At 72.4% G+C, this 14,948-nt stretch carries 14 protein-coding genes; 9 read left to right on the forward strand and 5 right to left on the reverse strand.

Going from position 1 to position 14,948, the window contains the following annotated elements; genetic code table 11:
* Positions 1-3 precede the first annotated feature (3 nt).
* Complete coding sequence (locus Q2K16_RS25795) at positions 4-1,023, reverse strand: hypothetical protein (RefSeq protein WP_302740752.1); 1,020 nt, start codon at positions 1,021-1,023, stop codon at positions 4-6.
* A 278-nt stretch (positions 1,024-1,301) separates the two neighbouring features.
* Here Q2K16_RS25795 and mfd point away from each other — a divergent pair, with 278 nt between their 5' ends.
* The 3 genes from mfd to Q2K16_RS25810 all read left to right on the forward strand — a co-directional run bounded on the left by mfd (position 1,302) and on the right by Q2K16_RS25810 (position 6,856).
* Complete coding sequence (gene mfd / locus Q2K16_RS25800; RefSeq protein ID WP_302740753.1) at positions 1,302-4,964, forward strand: transcription-repair coupling factor; 3,663 nt, start codon at positions 1,302-1,304, stop codon at positions 4,962-4,964.
* A 111-nt stretch (positions 4,965-5,075) separates the two neighbouring features.
* Entirely contained in the window at positions 5,076-5,861 is a 786-nt protein-coding gene (locus tag Q2K16_RS25805) for a hypothetical protein (RefSeq protein ID WP_302740754.1), read from the forward strand.
* A gap of 2 nt (positions 5,862-5,863) precedes the next feature.
* Positions 5,864-6,856 carry a nucleoside triphosphate pyrophosphohydrolase gene (locus Q2K16_RS25810; protein WP_302740755.1) on the forward strand — a complete coding sequence of 331 codons (993 nt, stop codon included), beginning with the start codon at positions 5,864-5,866 and terminating at the stop codon, positions 6,854-6,856.
* 158 nt (positions 6,857-7,014) lie between these two features.
* On the opposite strand, the gene Q2K16_RS25815 is transcribed toward Q2K16_RS25810, so the two are convergent.
* Together Q2K16_RS25815 and Q2K16_RS25820 are read right to left on the reverse strand one after the other, a co-directional pair.
* A complete protein-coding gene (locus Q2K16_RS25815; protein ID WP_302740756.1) occupies positions 7,015-7,203 on the reverse strand; it encodes a DUF397 domain-containing protein in 189 nt (62 codons plus the stop codon).
* Positions 7,190-7,987 carry a helix-turn-helix domain-containing protein gene (locus tag Q2K16_RS25820; RefSeq protein ID WP_302740757.1) on the reverse strand — a complete coding sequence of 266 codons (798 nt, stop codon included), beginning with the start codon at positions 7,985-7,987 and terminating at the stop codon, positions 7,190-7,192. Before Q2K16_RS25820 ends, Q2K16_RS25815 begins: the two co-directional genes overlap by 14 nt.
* A gap of 380 nt (positions 7,988-8,367) precedes the next feature.
* Here Q2K16_RS25820 and Q2K16_RS25825 point away from each other — a divergent pair, with 380 nt between their 5' ends.
* The 5 genes from Q2K16_RS25825 (at position 8,368) to Q2K16_RS25845 (ending at position 11,886) form a co-directional block, all read left to right on the forward strand.
* Entirely contained in the window at positions 8,368-8,508 is a 141-nt protein-coding gene (locus Q2K16_RS25825) for a hypothetical protein (RefSeq protein ID WP_302740758.1), read from the forward strand.
* Positions 8,508-8,762, forward strand: coding sequence for a flavin reductase (locus Q2K16_RS25830; protein WP_302740759.1), 255 nt, complete (start codon positions 8,508-8,510; stop codon positions 8,760-8,762). The genes Q2K16_RS25825 and Q2K16_RS25830 overlap by 1 nt, the downstream gene beginning before the upstream one ends.
* Before the next feature lie 152 nt (positions 8,763-8,914).
* Positions 8,915-9,409, forward strand: a complete 495-nt coding sequence (locus tag Q2K16_RS25835) for a glycine-rich domain-containing protein (RefSeq protein WP_302740760.1) — start codon at positions 8,915-8,917, stop codon at positions 9,407-9,409.
* 15 nt (positions 9,410-9,424) lie between these two features.
* A complete protein-coding gene (locus Q2K16_RS25840) occupies positions 9,425-10,195 on the forward strand; it encodes a phosphotransferase (protein WP_302740761.1) in 771 nt (256 codons plus the stop codon).
* Positions 10,196-10,269: 74 nt separating this feature from the next.
* On the forward strand, positions 10,270-11,886 hold the full coding sequence (locus Q2K16_RS25845) for a DUF885 domain-containing protein (protein WP_302740762.1): 1,617 nt from the start codon (positions 10,270-10,272) through the stop codon (positions 11,884-11,886).
* Positions 11,887-11,897: 11 nt separating this feature from the next.
* Here Q2K16_RS25845 and nudC read toward each other — a convergent pair whose 3' ends face one another.
* The gene (gene nudC, locus Q2K16_RS25850; protein ID WP_302740763.1) at positions 11,898-12,728 is read right to left on the reverse strand and encodes an NAD(+) diphosphatase; all 831 of its coding nucleotides are present in this window, start codon (positions 12,726-12,728) and stop codon (positions 11,898-11,900) included.
* Positions 12,725-13,417 (reverse strand): hypothetical protein, encoded by a 693-nt coding sequence (locus Q2K16_RS25855; RefSeq protein ID WP_302740764.1) that lies wholly within the window; start codon positions 13,415-13,417, stop codon positions 12,725-12,727. Before Q2K16_RS25855 ends, nudC begins: the two co-directional genes overlap by 4 nt.
* A gap of 223 nt (positions 13,418-13,640) precedes the next feature.
* On the opposite strand from Q2K16_RS25855, the gene eno reads away from it, so the two are divergent.
* Positions 13,641-14,924, forward strand: coding sequence for a phosphopyruvate hydratase (gene eno / locus Q2K16_RS25860; RefSeq protein WP_194821928.1), 1,284 nt, complete (start codon positions 13,641-13,643; stop codon positions 14,922-14,924).
* The last annotated feature ends 24 nt before the right edge of the window (positions 14,925-14,948 follow it).

Consider the following 14,948-nt stretch of genomic DNA (forward strand, 5'->3'; position numbering starts at 1 on the left):
CGATCACCGCGCGCCGCCCCCGACCCGTGCCCGACCGGCCCGGCGTCCCCGGAACAGGGCGGCGGTGAGCAGGCCGGACAGCCCCAGGACGGTCCAGACCAGCAGCCCGGCCAGCGGCCAGCGGGCCGACCGCCAGTCGAAGTAGACGGCCGATTTGAGTAGGTCGGTGGCGAGGCCGGGGACGTTCCAGCGGTGCATGCCGCGCAGCGCGGCGGGCAGGAACTCGGGGGCGTAGATGCCGCCCGAGCCGGGGTTGCCGAGCACCACCAGCAGCAGGATCACCAGCCCGGTGCCGAGCAGACCCAGCCAGCCCTGCACGGCGGCGGCGACCATCGCGGCGGTGAAGACGGTGAGCATCCCGACCGCCGCCACGGTGACCAGGTCGTGGTCCCAGACGTCGAGGACCGGGCCGACCAGCACCGCCCCGATGGTCCCGAGCAGCACCGCGTGCACGGCCAGCGAACCGATCCGCAGCCCGGCCCGGCGCAGCCCGCGCGGGGCGGTGCCGAGCGAGACGCCGAGCGCGGTCGAGGCCAGGTAGCCGCCGAGCACCAGCCCGACGGCCAGGTAGAACGGCACCAGGCCACGCGGGTCGTCGGGGGAGACGGGCACCTGGTCGGTGACGGTGAGCGGCACCTCGGCCTGCCGGGCGGCCGGGGTGAGGATCCCGGTGACCAGTTCGGTGGCGGCCGGGGCGGAGGCGCTGGCGGTGGCCAGGGTGAGCGTGCCGTCGGGGGCGGAGGTGAGCACGGCGTACACCTGGCGGGCGGTGAGGGCGTCGTCGGCCGCGCCCGGGTCGGCGTACCCGACGGGCTCGACGGCGTCGGTGCGGGCCCGTACGGCGGTCAGCAGCGACTCGGCGCGTCGGTCGCCGGTCACCACGCCGACCGGCACGTCCCGGGGGTGCGGCTGGTGCAGCGCGCCGACGTAGGCCGCGATGAAGGCGGTGGCCAGCGCCAGCGTGCCGACCAGCAGCGCCGCCGTGCGGGGCAGCCAGTCCCGGGTCCGCGGCTCCTCGTCCACCGGCTCAGCCTATGGCCGGTAATGCCTGAGCTGTGGGGTTTTGTCGGGTGAAAACCGGTGGAGACGGGCGGTAGGCCGCAATGTCGCGGACGTAGCGGTATCCCCGCCCGTGGACACCGCTACCTCCGCGACATTGCGATGATCTTGAGGCCGGCCCGGCCGGGCGGGGAGCGGGCGTGTGCGGCGGTGGGCGGGGATAGGCTGGTCGGCGTGCACCCCCCGTCCGGCCGGACGAGGGGCAGCAGTCGTGCGCGTCGACTCCCTGGAAGTGATCACTGATGCTCACCGGACTCTTCTCCGCCGCCCTGGCCGACCCCGGGCTGACCCGGGCGCGTGACCTGGCGCGCTCCGGTGCCGCCCAGGTCGACGGGCTGGACCTGACCGCCCCGACCGCGCTGCGCCCGTTCGCCGTGGCCGCCGTCGCCGCCGACCCGGCGGTCGGTGGGGCGGGCCGGCCGGTGCTGGCCGTGACCGCCACCAGCCGGGAGGCCGACGACCTGGCCGCCGCGCTGGGCAGCCTGCTCCCGGCCGGTCAGGTCGCCGTCTTCCCGTCCTGGGAGACGCTGCCGCACGAGCGGCTCTCGCCCCGTTCCGACACCGTCGGCCGTCGGCTGGCCGTGCTGCGCCGCCTCGCCCACCCGGACGCGCCGGGCCCGCACACCGTCCGGGCCGACGCCGACGCCGGGCCGCTGCGGGTGGTGGTGGCACCCGTCCGCTCGCTGCTGCAACCGCAGCTCAAGGGCCTCGGCGACCTGGAACCGGTGCAGCTCGCCGCCGGTGCGGAGGCCGACCTGGAGGAGGTCGCCCGCCGGCTCACCGACCTGGCGTACGCCCGGGTCGACCTGGTCACCAAGCGCGGCGAGTTCGCGGTACGCGGCGGCATCCTGGACGTCTTCCCGCCCACCGACGAGCACCCGTCCCGGGTCGAGTTCTGGGGCGACGAGGTGGAGGAGATCCGCACCTTCGCCGTCGCCGACCAGCGCACCATCGAAGGCGTACCGCAGCTGTGGGCCCCGCCGTGCCGGGAACTGCTGCTGACCCCGGCGGTGCGCCGGCGGGCCGCCGCGCTCGCCGGGGAACACCCGGAGCTGGCCGAGATCCTCGACAAGCTCGCCGAGGGCATCCCGGTCGAGGGGATGGAGTCGCTGGCCCCGGCGCTGATCGGCAGCGACAGCCTGGAACTGCTGGTGGACACCATGCCGGCCGGCACCCACGTGCTGCTCTGCGATCCGGAGCGGATCCGCACCCGGGCGCACGACCTGGTGCGTACCTCGGCGGAGTTCCTCCAGGCGAGCTGGGCCGCGGCCGCCGTCGGTGGCCAGGCCCCGGTCGACCTCGGCGCCGCCGCCTTCAAGTCCCTGGCCGAGGTACGCGCCGCAGCCCGCGCCCTGCGCCAGCCCTGGTGGACCCTCGCCCCGTTCGGGCTGGTCGAGGCGGACGCCGCCGCACCGGCCCGGCAGCCCTGGGAGGACGTGCCGACCGGGGCGGACGTGACCCCCGACGACGCGATCGCGGTGAGCCTGGCCGCCCAGCCGGCCCCGCTCTACCACGGTGAGACCGACCGGCTGGTCGACGACCTGAAGCGCTGGACCGGCGAGGGCTGGTCGGTGGCGCTGGTCTTCGAGGGGCACGGTCCCGCCCAGCGGGCCGTCGAGGTGCTCCGCGACGCCGGGTTGGGCGCCCGGCTCACCGAGCAGGTGCCCGCCGCGCCCGCCCCCGGCGAGGTGCTGGTCTCCTGCGGCTGCCTGACCGCCGGCTTCGTCGACGAGGCGTCGAGGTTCGTGCTGCTCACCGGCAACGACGTCACCGGCGGCCGGGGGGCCACCACCCGGGACATGCGTCGGATGCCGAGCCGGCGGCGCAACACCATCGACCCGCTGGAGCTGAAGGCCGGCGACTTCGTCGTGCACGAGCAGCACGGCATCGGCCGGTACGTCGAGCTGGTGCAGCGCACCGTCAACGGCGCGTCCCGGGAATACCTCGTCATCGAGTACGCGGCCAGCAAGCGCGGCCAGCCCGGCGACCGGCTGTTCGTCCCCACCGACCAGCTCGACCAGCTTTCCCGCTACGTCGGCGGCGAGCAGCCCACCCTGCACAAGATGGGCGGCTCGGACTGGCAGAAGTCCAAGGCCCGCGCCCGCAAGGCGGTCCGCGAGATCGCCGCCCAGCTCATCCAGCTCTACGCCGCCCGCAAGGCGTCCAAGGGGCACGCGTTCGCCCCGGACTCCCCGTGGCAGCGGGAACTGGAGGACGCCTTCCCGTGGCAGGAGACGCCCGACCAGATGGCCGCCATCGAGGAGGTCAAGCGGGACATGGAGCAGACCGTTCCGATGGACCGGCTGATCTGCGGCGACGTCGGCTACGGCAAGACCGAGATCGCCGTCCGGGCGGCGTTCAAGGCGGTGCAGGACGGCAAGCAGGTGGCGGTGCTGGTACCGACGACGTTGCTGGTGCAGCAGCACTACAACACGTTCGCCGAACGGATGAACCAGTTCCCGGTGACCATCCGCCAGCTCTCCCGGTTCCAAACGGCCAAGGAGAGCGAACGGACGCTGGAGATGGTCGCCGACGGCACCGTCGACATCGTCATCGGCACCCACCGGCTGCTCCAGACGGCCACCCGGTTCAAGTCCCTCGGCATGGTGATCATCGACGAGGAGCAGCGGTTCGGCGTCGAGCACAAGGAGCACCTCAAGACGCTGCGCGCCTCGGTCGACGTACTGAGCATGTCGGCCACCCCGATCCCGCGGACGCTGGAGATGGCGATCACCGGCATCCGCGAGATGTCGACCATCGCCACTCCGCCGGAGGAGCGGCATCCGGTGCTGACCTTCGTCGGGGCGTACGACGACCGGCAGGTGGCCGCGTCGATCCACCGGGAGCTGCTCCGCGACGGGCAGGTCTTCTACCTGCACAACCGGGTCGAGTCGATCGACCGGACCGCCCGGAGGCTGCGCGAGCTGGTGCCCGAGGCGCGGGTGGCGGTGGCGCACGGGCAGATGGGCGAGGAGTCCCTGGAGAAGGTGATGGTCGGCTTCTGGGAGAAGGAGTTCGACGTCCTGGTCTGCACCACCATCGTCGAGTCCGGCATCGACATCCCGAACGCCAACACGCTGATCGTGGAGCGGGCCGACCTGCTCGGCCTGGCCCAGCTGCACCAGATCCGGGGCCGGGTGGGCCGGGGCCGGGAGCGGGCGTACGCGTACTTCCTCTACCCGCCGGAGAAGCCGCTCACCGAGCACGCGCACGAGCGGCTGGCCACCATCGCGCAGCACACCGAGCTGGGCGCGGGCATGTACGTGGCGATGAAGGACCTGGAGATCCGGGGTGCCGGCAACCTGCTCGGCGGCGAACAGTCCGGGCACATCGAGGGCGTCGGATTCGACCTGTACGTCCGGATGGTCGGCGAGGCGGTGTCGGCGTTCAAGGGGGAGAGCACCGAGTCCGACGACCTGGCGACCGACGTCAAGATCGACCTCCCGATCGACGCCCACCTGCCGCACGACTACGTCGGCGTGGAACGGCTGCGGCTGGAGATGTACCGCAAGCTCGCCGAGGCGCGCGACGACGAGCGGCTGCGCGAGGTGGTGGCCGAGATGACCGACCGGTACGGCGAGCCGCCCGCCCCGGTGCAGAACCTGGTCGCGGTGGCCCGGTTCCGGCTGCTGGCCCGCCGGTACGGCCTGACCGACGTCAGCATGCAGGGCAGGCACCTCCGGTTCGGCCCGCTGCCGCTGCCCGACTCGAAGCAGTTGCGGCTCAAGCGCTACCACCCGGACTCGGTCTACAAGCAGGCCACCGACCAGGTCAGCGTGCCCCGGCCGAGCACCCGCCGGGTCGGCGGCGAGCCGCTGCGCGACCAGGCGCTGCTCCAGTGGTGCGCCCAACTCCTCGCCGACGTCCTCGGTGAACCGGCCGCGTTGGCGGGGGCGCGGGGATGAGCGGTCCGTCGCCCGCCCGGTGCGCAGCGCGGCCCGGGGCGTCGGGCGGGGGGCCGCAGCGCACGGTGGGCGGCGTCACCGTACACAGGCAGGCATGAGAGAGTGACCGTCATGCGTGCACGCCGTCTCATCGCCGCCGCCAGCGTCGCGGCCCTGGGTGTCCTCTCCCTCACCGCCTGCGGCAAGGCATCTCCGGATGTGGCCGCATACATCGGCGACAGTCGCTACTCGGTGGCCCGGGTGGACGCGATCTACACCGACGCGCAGACGAGGTACGCCGAGGCGGTGCGGCAGAGCGCGGCCCAGTCCGGTCAGACCCCCGGCCCGGAGCAGTTGCGGGCCGGGCTGACCCGGCAGGACGTGGTCAACCTGCTGGTCAGCATCGACCTGGGCAAGCGGGTCGCGGCCGAGAAGAACCTCCAGGTCCCCGACCAGATCACCCCGGACCAGTTGGCCCAGCAGCTCCAGATGCCGCCGCAGGCGGAGTTCGCGAAGCTGTGGGGCGAGTGGGCCGACCTGTTCGTCGTGCTCAGCCAGCAGTTGCCGCCGGCCGACCTGAGCGACGAGTCGGTGATGGCGGTCTACCACGCGATCGAGAAGACCGGCGGCATCGACCGGGGGCTGTCGGTGGCGCAGGTGCGGCAGCTCTTCGGCGACGGCGGCTTCGTCCGCAGTTCCTCGGCGTTGAGCGCCGCGCTGGGCGAGCAGGCCGACAAGGTCGACGTCGAGGTCAACCCCCGGTACCGGCCGCTCGGCGTTCCCGCCTGGGTCAACAAGGGTCAGGAGCTGGTCTTCTACGCGCTGCCGTACATCGACGCGAGCGGCCCGGTGACCGACGTGTCGACGCCCGAGCCGGTCGCCAGCCCGACCCCGGATCAGGGGCCGGCGGCCTCCTGAGCATGTCCGACCGGATCGTCCTGCTGGTCACCTCGCCCCGGTTGCCCGCCGGTCTGCTGACCGCCGCCGCCTGGGACACGCTGCGCTCCGCGCCGGTGCTGACCGGCGCACCGGGCGCCCAGGTCACTGCGGTACGCGCGGCCGGCGTCGAGGTCACCGTCGTGTCCGGCGGGGCGGGCGACGCGTTGCTCGACGCGGCGGCGGCGCACGGTACGGCGGTCTGGCTGGCCGGCCCGACCGGCGACGAGTCCCTGGCCCGGGAGGTGGGGCTGCGGCTGGCCCGGCAGCCGGGGCTGGCCGAGCTGGAGCTGATGTACGGCTCGTGGGACCCGCCGGGGGCCCGGCTGCTCGACGCGGTCGAGGTGATGGACCGGCTCGCCTCGCCGGGCGGTGACCCGTGGAAGCGGGCGCAGACCCACCGTAGCCTCGCCGGTTTCCTGATCGAGGAGTGCTACGAGGCGTACGACGCGATCAGCGACGGCGACACCGACGCGCTGCGCGAGGAACTGGGCGACGTGCTGCTTCAGGTGCTGCTGCACGCCCGCCTCGCGGAGAACCTGCCCGAGGACGAGCGGTGGAGCGTCGACGACGTGGCCGGCACCCTGGTCGACAAGATGGTCCGCCGCAACCCGCACGTGTTCTCCGGTGCCGAGGCGGGTTCGCTCGCCGAGATCGAGGCGAACTGGGAGCGGATCAAGCAGGCCGAGAAGGCCCGCGCGTCGGTGCTCGACGGCATCGCGCTGAGTCAGCCCGCCCTGGCCCTGGCCGCCAAGATCCTGGACCGGGCCGGCCGGGCCGGCCTGACCGCTCCGCTCCCACCCTCCGACGCCGGGCCCGACCCGGAGTCCCGCCTCGGTGCCACCCTGCTGGCCCTGGTCGCCGAGGCCCGCCGGGCCGGCCTGGACCCGGAGGCCGCGCTCCGCCGCGCCACCCTGACTCACGCCACCGCCCTCCGCACCGCCGAAGCCCCGCCGAGCCCCACCCCGTCAAGTTGATCGAGAGGCTTGCGTCGGGCTCGCCCGCATCCATGCCGCGAACCTCGTGATCACCGGTCTCCTGGACGCGAGGCAGGGGCGGGGCGGCGTCTGCTGAGAACGCATCGCACACGGGGCGGCCCCTCAGCGCGATGGCTGAGGGGCCGCTTGGCGTTGCGTCAGGACTGCTTGGCGAGGCCGACGAACGCCTGCCAGTTCGCGGGCTCGAAGGCTAGGGCCGGGCCGGACGGGTCCTTGCTGTCGCGGACGGCCACGATGCCGGGCAGGTTGTCGGCCACCTCGATGCAGTCGCCCCCGCTCGTTCCGCTGCGGGTCGACTTCTTCCACTGAGCGTTACTGAGGTCCATGTTGGCTCTCGACTTCCTTCACCAGGGCGACTGACAGGGCTTGCGGGAGGGCGACGCCCCTCACGATCTCCCATCTCGCCAGAAGAGTAGCCATCCCATCCTCGCCATCGACGACAAGCCCCGCAAGCTGGTTCTCCAGATGCCCCACCCAGTTGCCGTCCGCCGATCTCGCCAGGGCCAGCGGGCCGGACAGCCCGACGTGCAGGCCGGCGTCGGCCGGGATGACGTGGACGTGGATGTGTGGCAGCTCGGCCATCTTCAGCAGGTGCGCGAGCTGTTCGCCCATGATCGCATCGCGGCGTCGGAGGGCGGACTCATCGATCACCGCAACGACCTGCGGCGGACGGGCCTTGGTCAGGATCTCTTGCCGCTCCATGCGGAAGCCGACCTGCTCTTCGACCTCGTCCTCCGGCCTGGTGTCGTCGAAGCGCAGAACCGCGCGGGCGTAGTTGGCGGTCTGGAGCAGACCCGGGACCAGCGTCGGGTTGAAGTAGCGGAGTTGCTGGGCGAAGCGCTCAGCCTCCAGCCACGGCTTGAACCACGAGGGCTGGCGGTTCCGTGCGGCCATCCCCAGCAGGGACACGAACAGGCCGCCAGTCTCCAGCACCTCGTCCGCCCTGGTGGCGAAGGGCAAGTCCATCGCACGGGTGCCGGTCTCGACGGCCGAGATGGTCGACGCCGAGTAGTTCGTCCGCCTCCCCAGCTCCTCCTGGTTCCATCCTGCCAGGGCCCGCTGTCGGCGGAGCTGGGCGCGAATCAGGTCCGCAGTCCGTTCATCTTCCAAGGCTCCTCCAGATATCCGTCAAGATCGCCAGACGTGCGCCAGCCCTCCGCCGGGACTCCCAGACCCTCGCCGCGACCAGCCTCTATGTCTTCCGACAGTAGCTACGTCCTTACAAGACTGTCACTTAGGCGGGCCGGCTCGAACGGGACGGTGTTGGGGCTGGCTTCGCGGTGGGGCCGCTCCCGTCCGGGGGGCGGGAGCGGCCCCCTTCCAATTCCAAGGGAGGTCGAGATGATCCGCATGATCAGGCGGTGGATGGCCAGGAAGACTCCGCCCTGCCGGGCGATCGGGTCGGTCCGCCCGCTCTGGGCTTACCAGCCCACCATGTTGGTTCCCTCGGTGTGGACCTCCGAGCAGCCCCTGATGACCTTGGCTGGGGAGTGGCGCGCGAACGGGGGCTGCTGGTGACCGGCAAGAACGATGCGGAGGGGCCGGAGCCGCACGAGATCGTCAAGCGGTTCCTGTGGTTCCTGGACCTGACCGACGACGAGGCGCGTACCAGCGCCGCGACAGTGCGGTGATGGCGGTGGTCCGCCCGCCCGTCCCGCACGTCGCCATGCGCCCGCTGTGGCGTTGCCGCAACTGCGGCAGGGAGTGGCCCTGCCAGCCGGCCAAGCTCGCGTTGCTCACCGAGTATCGGGAGAACCGGACCGCCCTGCTTGTCTACCTCGGCACCCTGATGCAGGAGGCGACGAGCCAGCTCACCCAGCTCAACCCCGACCGGCGTCCGGACATGGCAGACCGCTTCGTCGCCTGGGCGAGGGCCCGAGGATGAGGGCCATGCCGAGGGTGAGGGGACCTCCGCAGCAGCCTCGCCGCGAGTCACCCGTACTTCATGATCGCTTCGCCGATGGCCAGGAACGCGGGCACTGACCCCGCACACGGTGCGAACCAGCACCGCTGACTGCACAGGTGCAAGGAGAAGTCATGACTGTCACTGCCAAGGAACCGACCACGAACACGACCGCGCTCGATCCCCGAACCCTCGTCACGTCGGAGGTGTTCGGCAAACTGGTCGACTACTTCGCCGCCGACCGGCACGTCACCCGCGCCTACGCGGAGCGGGCCGTCGAGCAGTTCTGCGTGTTCCTCAAGGCGCACGCCGACAACGTCGGCAACCCTGACTTCGGGATGCCGCTGCCGGACGGGTCGGTCGGCCGTGTCGTGCCGACCCTCCCGGTCGACGCGGTGTGGCATTCCGTGTTGCAGCACACCGTGCCCTACGCCGCCGCCTGCGAGCAGATCGCCGGGGGTTTCGTCCACCACATCCCCAGCCGGACCGAGGGGATGATGGACGGTACCGCCGTCACCTTCACGCTCACGGCGCTGCACGCCACCGGGTACCGGGTCGACATGGAGTTCTGGCACGGTGAGGCGGAATCGTGCTGCCCGCCCGGGGAGCCGGACTTCAGCGGCAGGTAACGGCGAGAGGGAAACATGCGCAGTGAGTGGTCCGCCCTGCCCGAAGCCGTGGGGGCGGCAGTTGCCGACCGAGTCGGCGGCATAGTCGGCGTGTACCCGGCTCCGACTGGTGACCACGCGGAGATCGCGTCGACCGTCGTCGGCTCAACCGGCACGGTCTTCGTCAAGGCCGCCTCCTCCGGCCTGGGCGTCCGGTCACTGCGCCACGAACTGGCGGTAACCAAAGTCATCGGCAGGTATCCGCCCGCGATTCTGTGGGACTTCGAGTTCGACGGCTGGTTGGTGGTGGGGGCCGAACGCCTTGACGGCCCCCACCCCGACCTGTCGCCCGGTAGCCGTGATCTCGATGCGTTCGCCGTGACGGTGAAGGAACTTCAGGAGACCCCAGCCCCGGGCGTGCCGCTGTTCACTCCGCAGGGGCGGCTCGGCTTCGCGCACCCGGCGATGGACGGCGATTCCCTCGTGCACTCCGACCTGAACCCGGCCAACCTGATCCTGACGTCGGCCGGACTTCGGATCGTCGACTGGGCGTACGCGACCAAGGCGGCACCGTGGGTCGAGCTGGCATTGCTCGTCCCATGGTTGATCGGCAACGACCACACCCCGGCGCAGGCGGAGGACTGGCTGGCCCAGTTTCCCGCCTGGGCCGGAGCTGACCGCGTGGTCGTGGACGACTTCGCAGCGATGAACGCCTCGAAGTGGGCTGCCAAGTCACGCCAGGGCACCGAGCGCTGGGTGCACGATCTCGCGGCCTGGACCGACGCATGGGCGGCCCACCGGGCGTAGAACGCGGTGGAGCGGTCCAGTCTGATCGGGGCTTGACCGCTCCGGGCTACGCGGAAGGTGGGTAGGGTCGGCGGATGTCCTCCTTCGTGCCCCTCGCCGAGCGGATCGTCGACGCCCTGCTGGAGAGCCGCCCCGGGCTCGCCACCTCCGCCGGTGACCACCGGTACGACGACCGGCTGCCCGACCTCTCCGCCGAGGCGGTCGACGCGGACCGGGCGATGCTGAAGGAGGCCGCCGACGCGCTCGCCGAGGTCGACGCGGATTCGCTCGACGTCGAGGAGCAGGTCGACCACGCGCTCCTCAGCGCCCGGGTCGACCGGGAACTGTTCGAGCTGAGCGAGATCCGGGCCTTCGAGTGGGACCCGCTGGCGCACAACCCCGGCCCGCTGCTGCACGCCCTGCTCGCCCGCCCGTACGCGCCGGTGGAGGAGCGCCTGACCCACCTGGTCGGGCGGCTGACCGCCGTACCCGACGCGTTGGCGACCGCGCGGGCGACGCTGCGGGACATGCCCCGGGTGCACGCCGAGACGGCGGTCGGGCAGTTCGCCGGCAGCGCCGCGCTGATCCGCGACGAGGTGCCGCTGCTGCTCGCCCAGGCCCCCGCGCTGGCCGGCGCGGTGCAGCCGGCGTCGACGGCGGCGATCGCCGCGCTCGACGAGTTCGTCGGCTGGCTGCGCGCCGGGCTGGCGGCCGACGCCGGGCCGGGCCGTGACCCCCGGCTGGGCCGCCGCTGGGAGGCCCGGCTCTGGCACACCCTCGACACCGAGCTGGGCGCGGCCGAGGTGCAGCGCCGCGCCTGGGCCAACCTGGACCGGGTCACCGCCGAGATCCGCGCCGCCGCCGTCGAGCTGGTCGGTGGCCCGGCCGACGACGAGACGGTACGCCGGGCGCTGGACCTGCTCGCCGCCGAGCACCCCGACGACCACTCCATCGTGGACCTCGCCGCGGTCACCCTCGACGAGGCCGTCGACTTCGTCCGGGCGCACGACCTGGTCAGCCTGGTCGACGACCCGTGCGTGATCCAGGAGATGCCGGAGTTCGCCCGGGGCGTCGCGGTGGCCTACTGCGACTCGCCCGGCCCGCTGGAGCCGGCCGACCTGCCCACCTTCTACTGCATCGCGCCCACCCCGGCGGACTGGCCGGCGCACCGGGTCGACTCGTTCTACCGCGAGTACAACGACCACATGATCCGCAACCTGACCGTGCACGAGGCGATGCCGGGACACTTCCTCCAGCTCGCCCACGCCCGCCGGTACGCTGGCCCCACCCGGGTCCGGGCGCTGACCGAGTCGGGGGTGTTCATCGAGGGCTGGGCGGTCTACACCGAGGAGCTGATGGCCGGGCTCGGCTACGGTGGCCTGCCGGTCCGCCTCCAGCAGCTCAAGATGCAGCTCCGGATGACCATCAACGCCCTGCTCGACCAGCTGGTCCACTGTGACCAGATGACCGAGGCGGACGCGTTGGCGCTGATGACCGGACGCGGCTTCCAGGAGGAGGGCGAGGCGGCCGGCAAGTGGCGGCGGGCGCTGCTCACCTCGACCCAGCTCTCCACGTACTTCGTCGGCTACAGCGAGATGGCCGACATCGCCGCCGCCCGCCCGGCCGGGGTGCCGCTACGCCTGTGGCACGACGCGATGCTCGCCCACGACTGCCCGCCCCCGCGCCACCTGCGTACCCTGCTCGGCGTCTGAGTCGGCCGGGTTCAGCCCCGGGCGGCGACCGCGTCGACCAGCCAGCGGGAGATCGAGTACGCCGGTGGCAGCTCGGCCGGCAGCGCGTCCACCGGGAACCAGCGGGCCCGCACCAGCTCCCGCCCGTCCACCTCCGGCTCGGCGGTGGGGTCGGCGGCGGTGGCGAAGAAGCCGGCGAGCAGCACCCCCGGCCCGGAGATCGCCCAGGGCTGGCTGCCGAAGTAGTCGACGCTGCCGAGGGTCAGCCCGACCTCCTCGGTGACCTCGCGGCGGACCGCCGTCTCCAACGACTCGCCGGCCTCCACGAAGCCGGCGACCAGCGCCCACAACCCGGTCGGGCCGGACGCGTGCCGCACCAGCAGCAGCTCGGTGGGGCCACCGGCCGGGCCGGGGCGGGTGATCGCCGCCAGCACCGCCGGGGAGAGCCGCAGCGGCACGTACAGGTCGCAGGCGGGGCAGCGCCGGGCCGTCTCGCCGGGCACGTCGGCCAGCTCCGCCCGGCAGGCCCCGCACCAGCGGTGGGTACGCCGGAAGGTGACCACGGCCACCGCCCGCCCGGCGAGCGTGGCGAGCGGTTCGGGCAGCTCGGCGGCGAGCGCCCGCCAACTGCGCCAGCGCCCGGCCGGCCGGGTCGCCCCGTCCGGTGCCGCCGCCCAGGCGGGCACCCCGTCGAGGGTGCCCACCGGCACCCAACCGGTCCCGGCCGGCAGCTCCCCGACCCGGGGCAGGCCCCCGTCGGGGGTGGTGAGGAGCCGGTGGCCGGCCACCAGCAGCCCCAGGTCGCCGGGGGTGGGCGACGGGTCGACGGCGGGGGTGGGGTCTGCGGGTGGGGGGACGGTCACGACGTCGCCGGCCGGCGGTCGGTCACCCCGGCGCCGGCGGGCAGGTCGAACGCTGTCGGTGTCACCGAGTCGGTGTAGCGGTCCAGGGTCAGTTCGACGGGTTGGCCGTCGAGGACCCCGGTGAAGCTGCCGAGCACACCCTCGCTGGTGACGCAGGTGTCGAAGTTCCCGGCGGCCCGCCGGACCTCGACACAGGTGGCGTGGTGCCCGGTGATCGTGGTGTCGGTCTGCTTGACCTGGGCCGCCGGGTCGAGGGCGGCCTCGGTGAGCAGGCCGATCACCGCCGGCGGGGTGACCAGGCCGGCCTTGCGGGCCTCGGCGAACAGCGGCACGGCGGCCTTGCCGGACATCAGCACCGGCGGTTCGACAGTGCAGGTGGTCCGCCCGGCAGCGGTCCCGCACCTGGTGATGGCCTGCTCGGAGACGGTGATCTTGCCGGCGGTCCAGGTGTACGCGGAACGGGCCGGCTCCTTCGTCTGGGCGATGGTGAAGTTGCGGCCACCGGCGAGCCGGTACTCGGCGGTCCAGGTCCGTACCAGCGACTCGTCGAGTCGGGTGGCGAGATCGTTGATCAGATCGGCGCGGCCGAGGGTGCGTCCGGCGTCGTCGAGGGTCTGACAGCCGGTGACGGTGAGCGACGCGATGACCGACACGGCGAGCACGCGGAGGGTGGTCGAGACGGCGGGCATGGCGACCAGCGTGGTCGATCGGGTCCACCCGGCGCAAACCGGTTGCCGGTTCAGGGGTGAGAATCCGGGAATGTCCGTCCCGGCGTACCGATTAGGGGTGGGCTACGTGTCCCCGGACGCCGTGCGGCCCGACGCCGCCCGATACGCTGCGTTCAACACACCTGCCTCAGCCGCACCGTCGCGGCCCGAACCGGATTCGCACACACGAACGAGGAGCGACTCAGTGGCAACCATCGAGGGAATCGTCGCCCGGGAGATTCTCGACTCGCGGGGCAACCCCACGGTCGAGGTCGAGGTAGGGCTGGACGACGGCACGATCGCCCGCGCCGCCGTACCCTCCGGCGCCTCCACCGGCGCCTTCGAAGCGGTCGAACTGCGCGACGGTGACAAGGGCCGCTACCTGGGCAAGGGCGTCGAAAACGCGGTCGCCAACATCGAGGACAAGATCGTCGACCAGCTCATCGGCTACGAGGCCAGCGAGCAGCGGCTGATCGACCAGAAGATGCTCGACCTCGACGGCTCCGACAACAAGGGTGAGCTGGGCGCGAACGCGATCCTCGGGGTCTCGCTGGCGGTGGCCAAGGCCGCGGCCGGCAGCGCCGAGCTGAGCCTGTTCCGCTACCTGGGCGGCCCCAACGCCCACCTGCTGCCGGTGCCGATGATGAACATCCTCAACGGTGGGGCACACGCCGACTCGAACGTCGACGTGCAGGAGTTCATGATCGCGCCGATCGGGGCGTCCAGCTTCCGCGAGGCGCTGCGCTCCGGGGCCGAGGTCTACCACGCGCTGAAGTCGGTGCTCAAGAAGAAGGACCTCTCCACCGGCCTGGGCGACGAGGGCGGCTTCGCCCCCAACCTGCCCAGCAACGCCGCCGCCCTGGACCTGATCGCCGAGGCGGTCGAGAAGGCCGGCTACCGGCTCGGCACCGACATCGTCTTCGCCCTCGACGTCGCCGCCACCGAGTTCTTCGACAACGGCACCTACACGTTCGAGAGCGCGGCCAAGAGCGCCGAGGAGATGAGCAACTACTACACCAAGCTCATCGGCGACTACCCGATCGTCTCCATCGAGGACCCGCTGGCCGAGGACGACTGGAGCGGCTGGGCCACCCTGACCGCCGCCGTCGGCGACCGGATCCAGATCGTCGGCGACGACCTGTTCGTCACCAACCCGCAGCGCATCGCCCGGGGCATCACCGAGAAGGCCGCCAACGCGGTGCTCGTCAAGGTCAACCAGATCGGTTCGCTGACCGAGACCCTGGACGCCGTGGACCTGGCCCACCGGGCCGGCTTCAAGTGCATGATGAGCCACCGCTCCGGCGAGACCGAGGACACCACCATCGCCGACCTGGCCGTCGCCACCGGCTGCGGCCAGATCAAGACCGGTGCGCCGGCCCGGTCCGACCGGGTCGCCAAGTACAACCAGCTCCTGCGGATCGAGGAGGAGTTGGGCGACGCGGCGCGGTACGCCGGCGTCGGCGCGTTCCCGCGTTACCGTTCGGCCTGACCCGGGCGAACCTCGGGGGGAGGG

The sequence above is a fragment of the Micromonospora cynarisoli genome (assembly GCF_030518815.1).
Classification (GTDB): Bacteria; Actinomycetota; Actinomycetes; order Mycobacteriales; family Micromonosporaceae; genus Micromonospora; species Micromonospora wenchangensis.

What these genes read in the sequence shown, in the direction of transcription:
- Q2K16_RS25855 (WP_302740764.1), bottom strand. Translation starts at nt 13,417, where the DNA reads ATGCCCGCCGTCTCGACCACCCTCCGCGTGCTCGCCGTGTCGGTCATC.
- Q2K16_RS25830 (WP_302740759.1), top strand. Translation starts at nt 8,508, where the DNA reads ATGGCGGTGGTCCGCCCGCCCGTCCCGCACGTCGCCATGCGCCCGCTG.
- Q2K16_RS25805 (WP_302740754.1), top strand. Translation starts at nt 5,076, where the DNA reads ATGCGTGCACGCCGTCTCATCGCCGCCGCCAGCGTCGCGGCCCTGGGT.
- Q2K16_RS25835 (WP_302740760.1), top strand. Translation starts at nt 8,915, where the DNA reads ATGACTGTCACTGCCAAGGAACCGACCACGAACACGACCGCGCTCGAT.
- Q2K16_RS25840 (WP_302740761.1), top strand. Translation starts at nt 9,425, where the DNA reads ATGCGCAGTGAGTGGTCCGCCCTGCCCGAAGCCGTGGGGGCGGCAGTT.
- Q2K16_RS25815 (WP_302740756.1), bottom strand. Translation starts at nt 7,203, where the DNA reads ATGGACCTCAGTAACGCTCAGTGGAAGAAGTCGACCCGCAGCGGAACG.
- Q2K16_RS25810 (WP_302740755.1), top strand. Translation starts at nt 5,864, where the DNA reads ATGTCCGACCGGATCGTCCTGCTGGTCACCTCGCCCCGGTTGCCCGCC.
- Q2K16_RS25845 (WP_302740762.1), top strand. Translation starts at nt 10,270, where the DNA reads ATGTCCTCCTTCGTGCCCCTCGCCGAGCGGATCGTCGACGCCCTGCTG.
- mfd (WP_302740753.1), top strand. Translation starts at nt 1,302, where the DNA reads ATGCTCACCGGACTCTTCTCCGCCGCCCTGGCCGACCCCGGGCTGACC.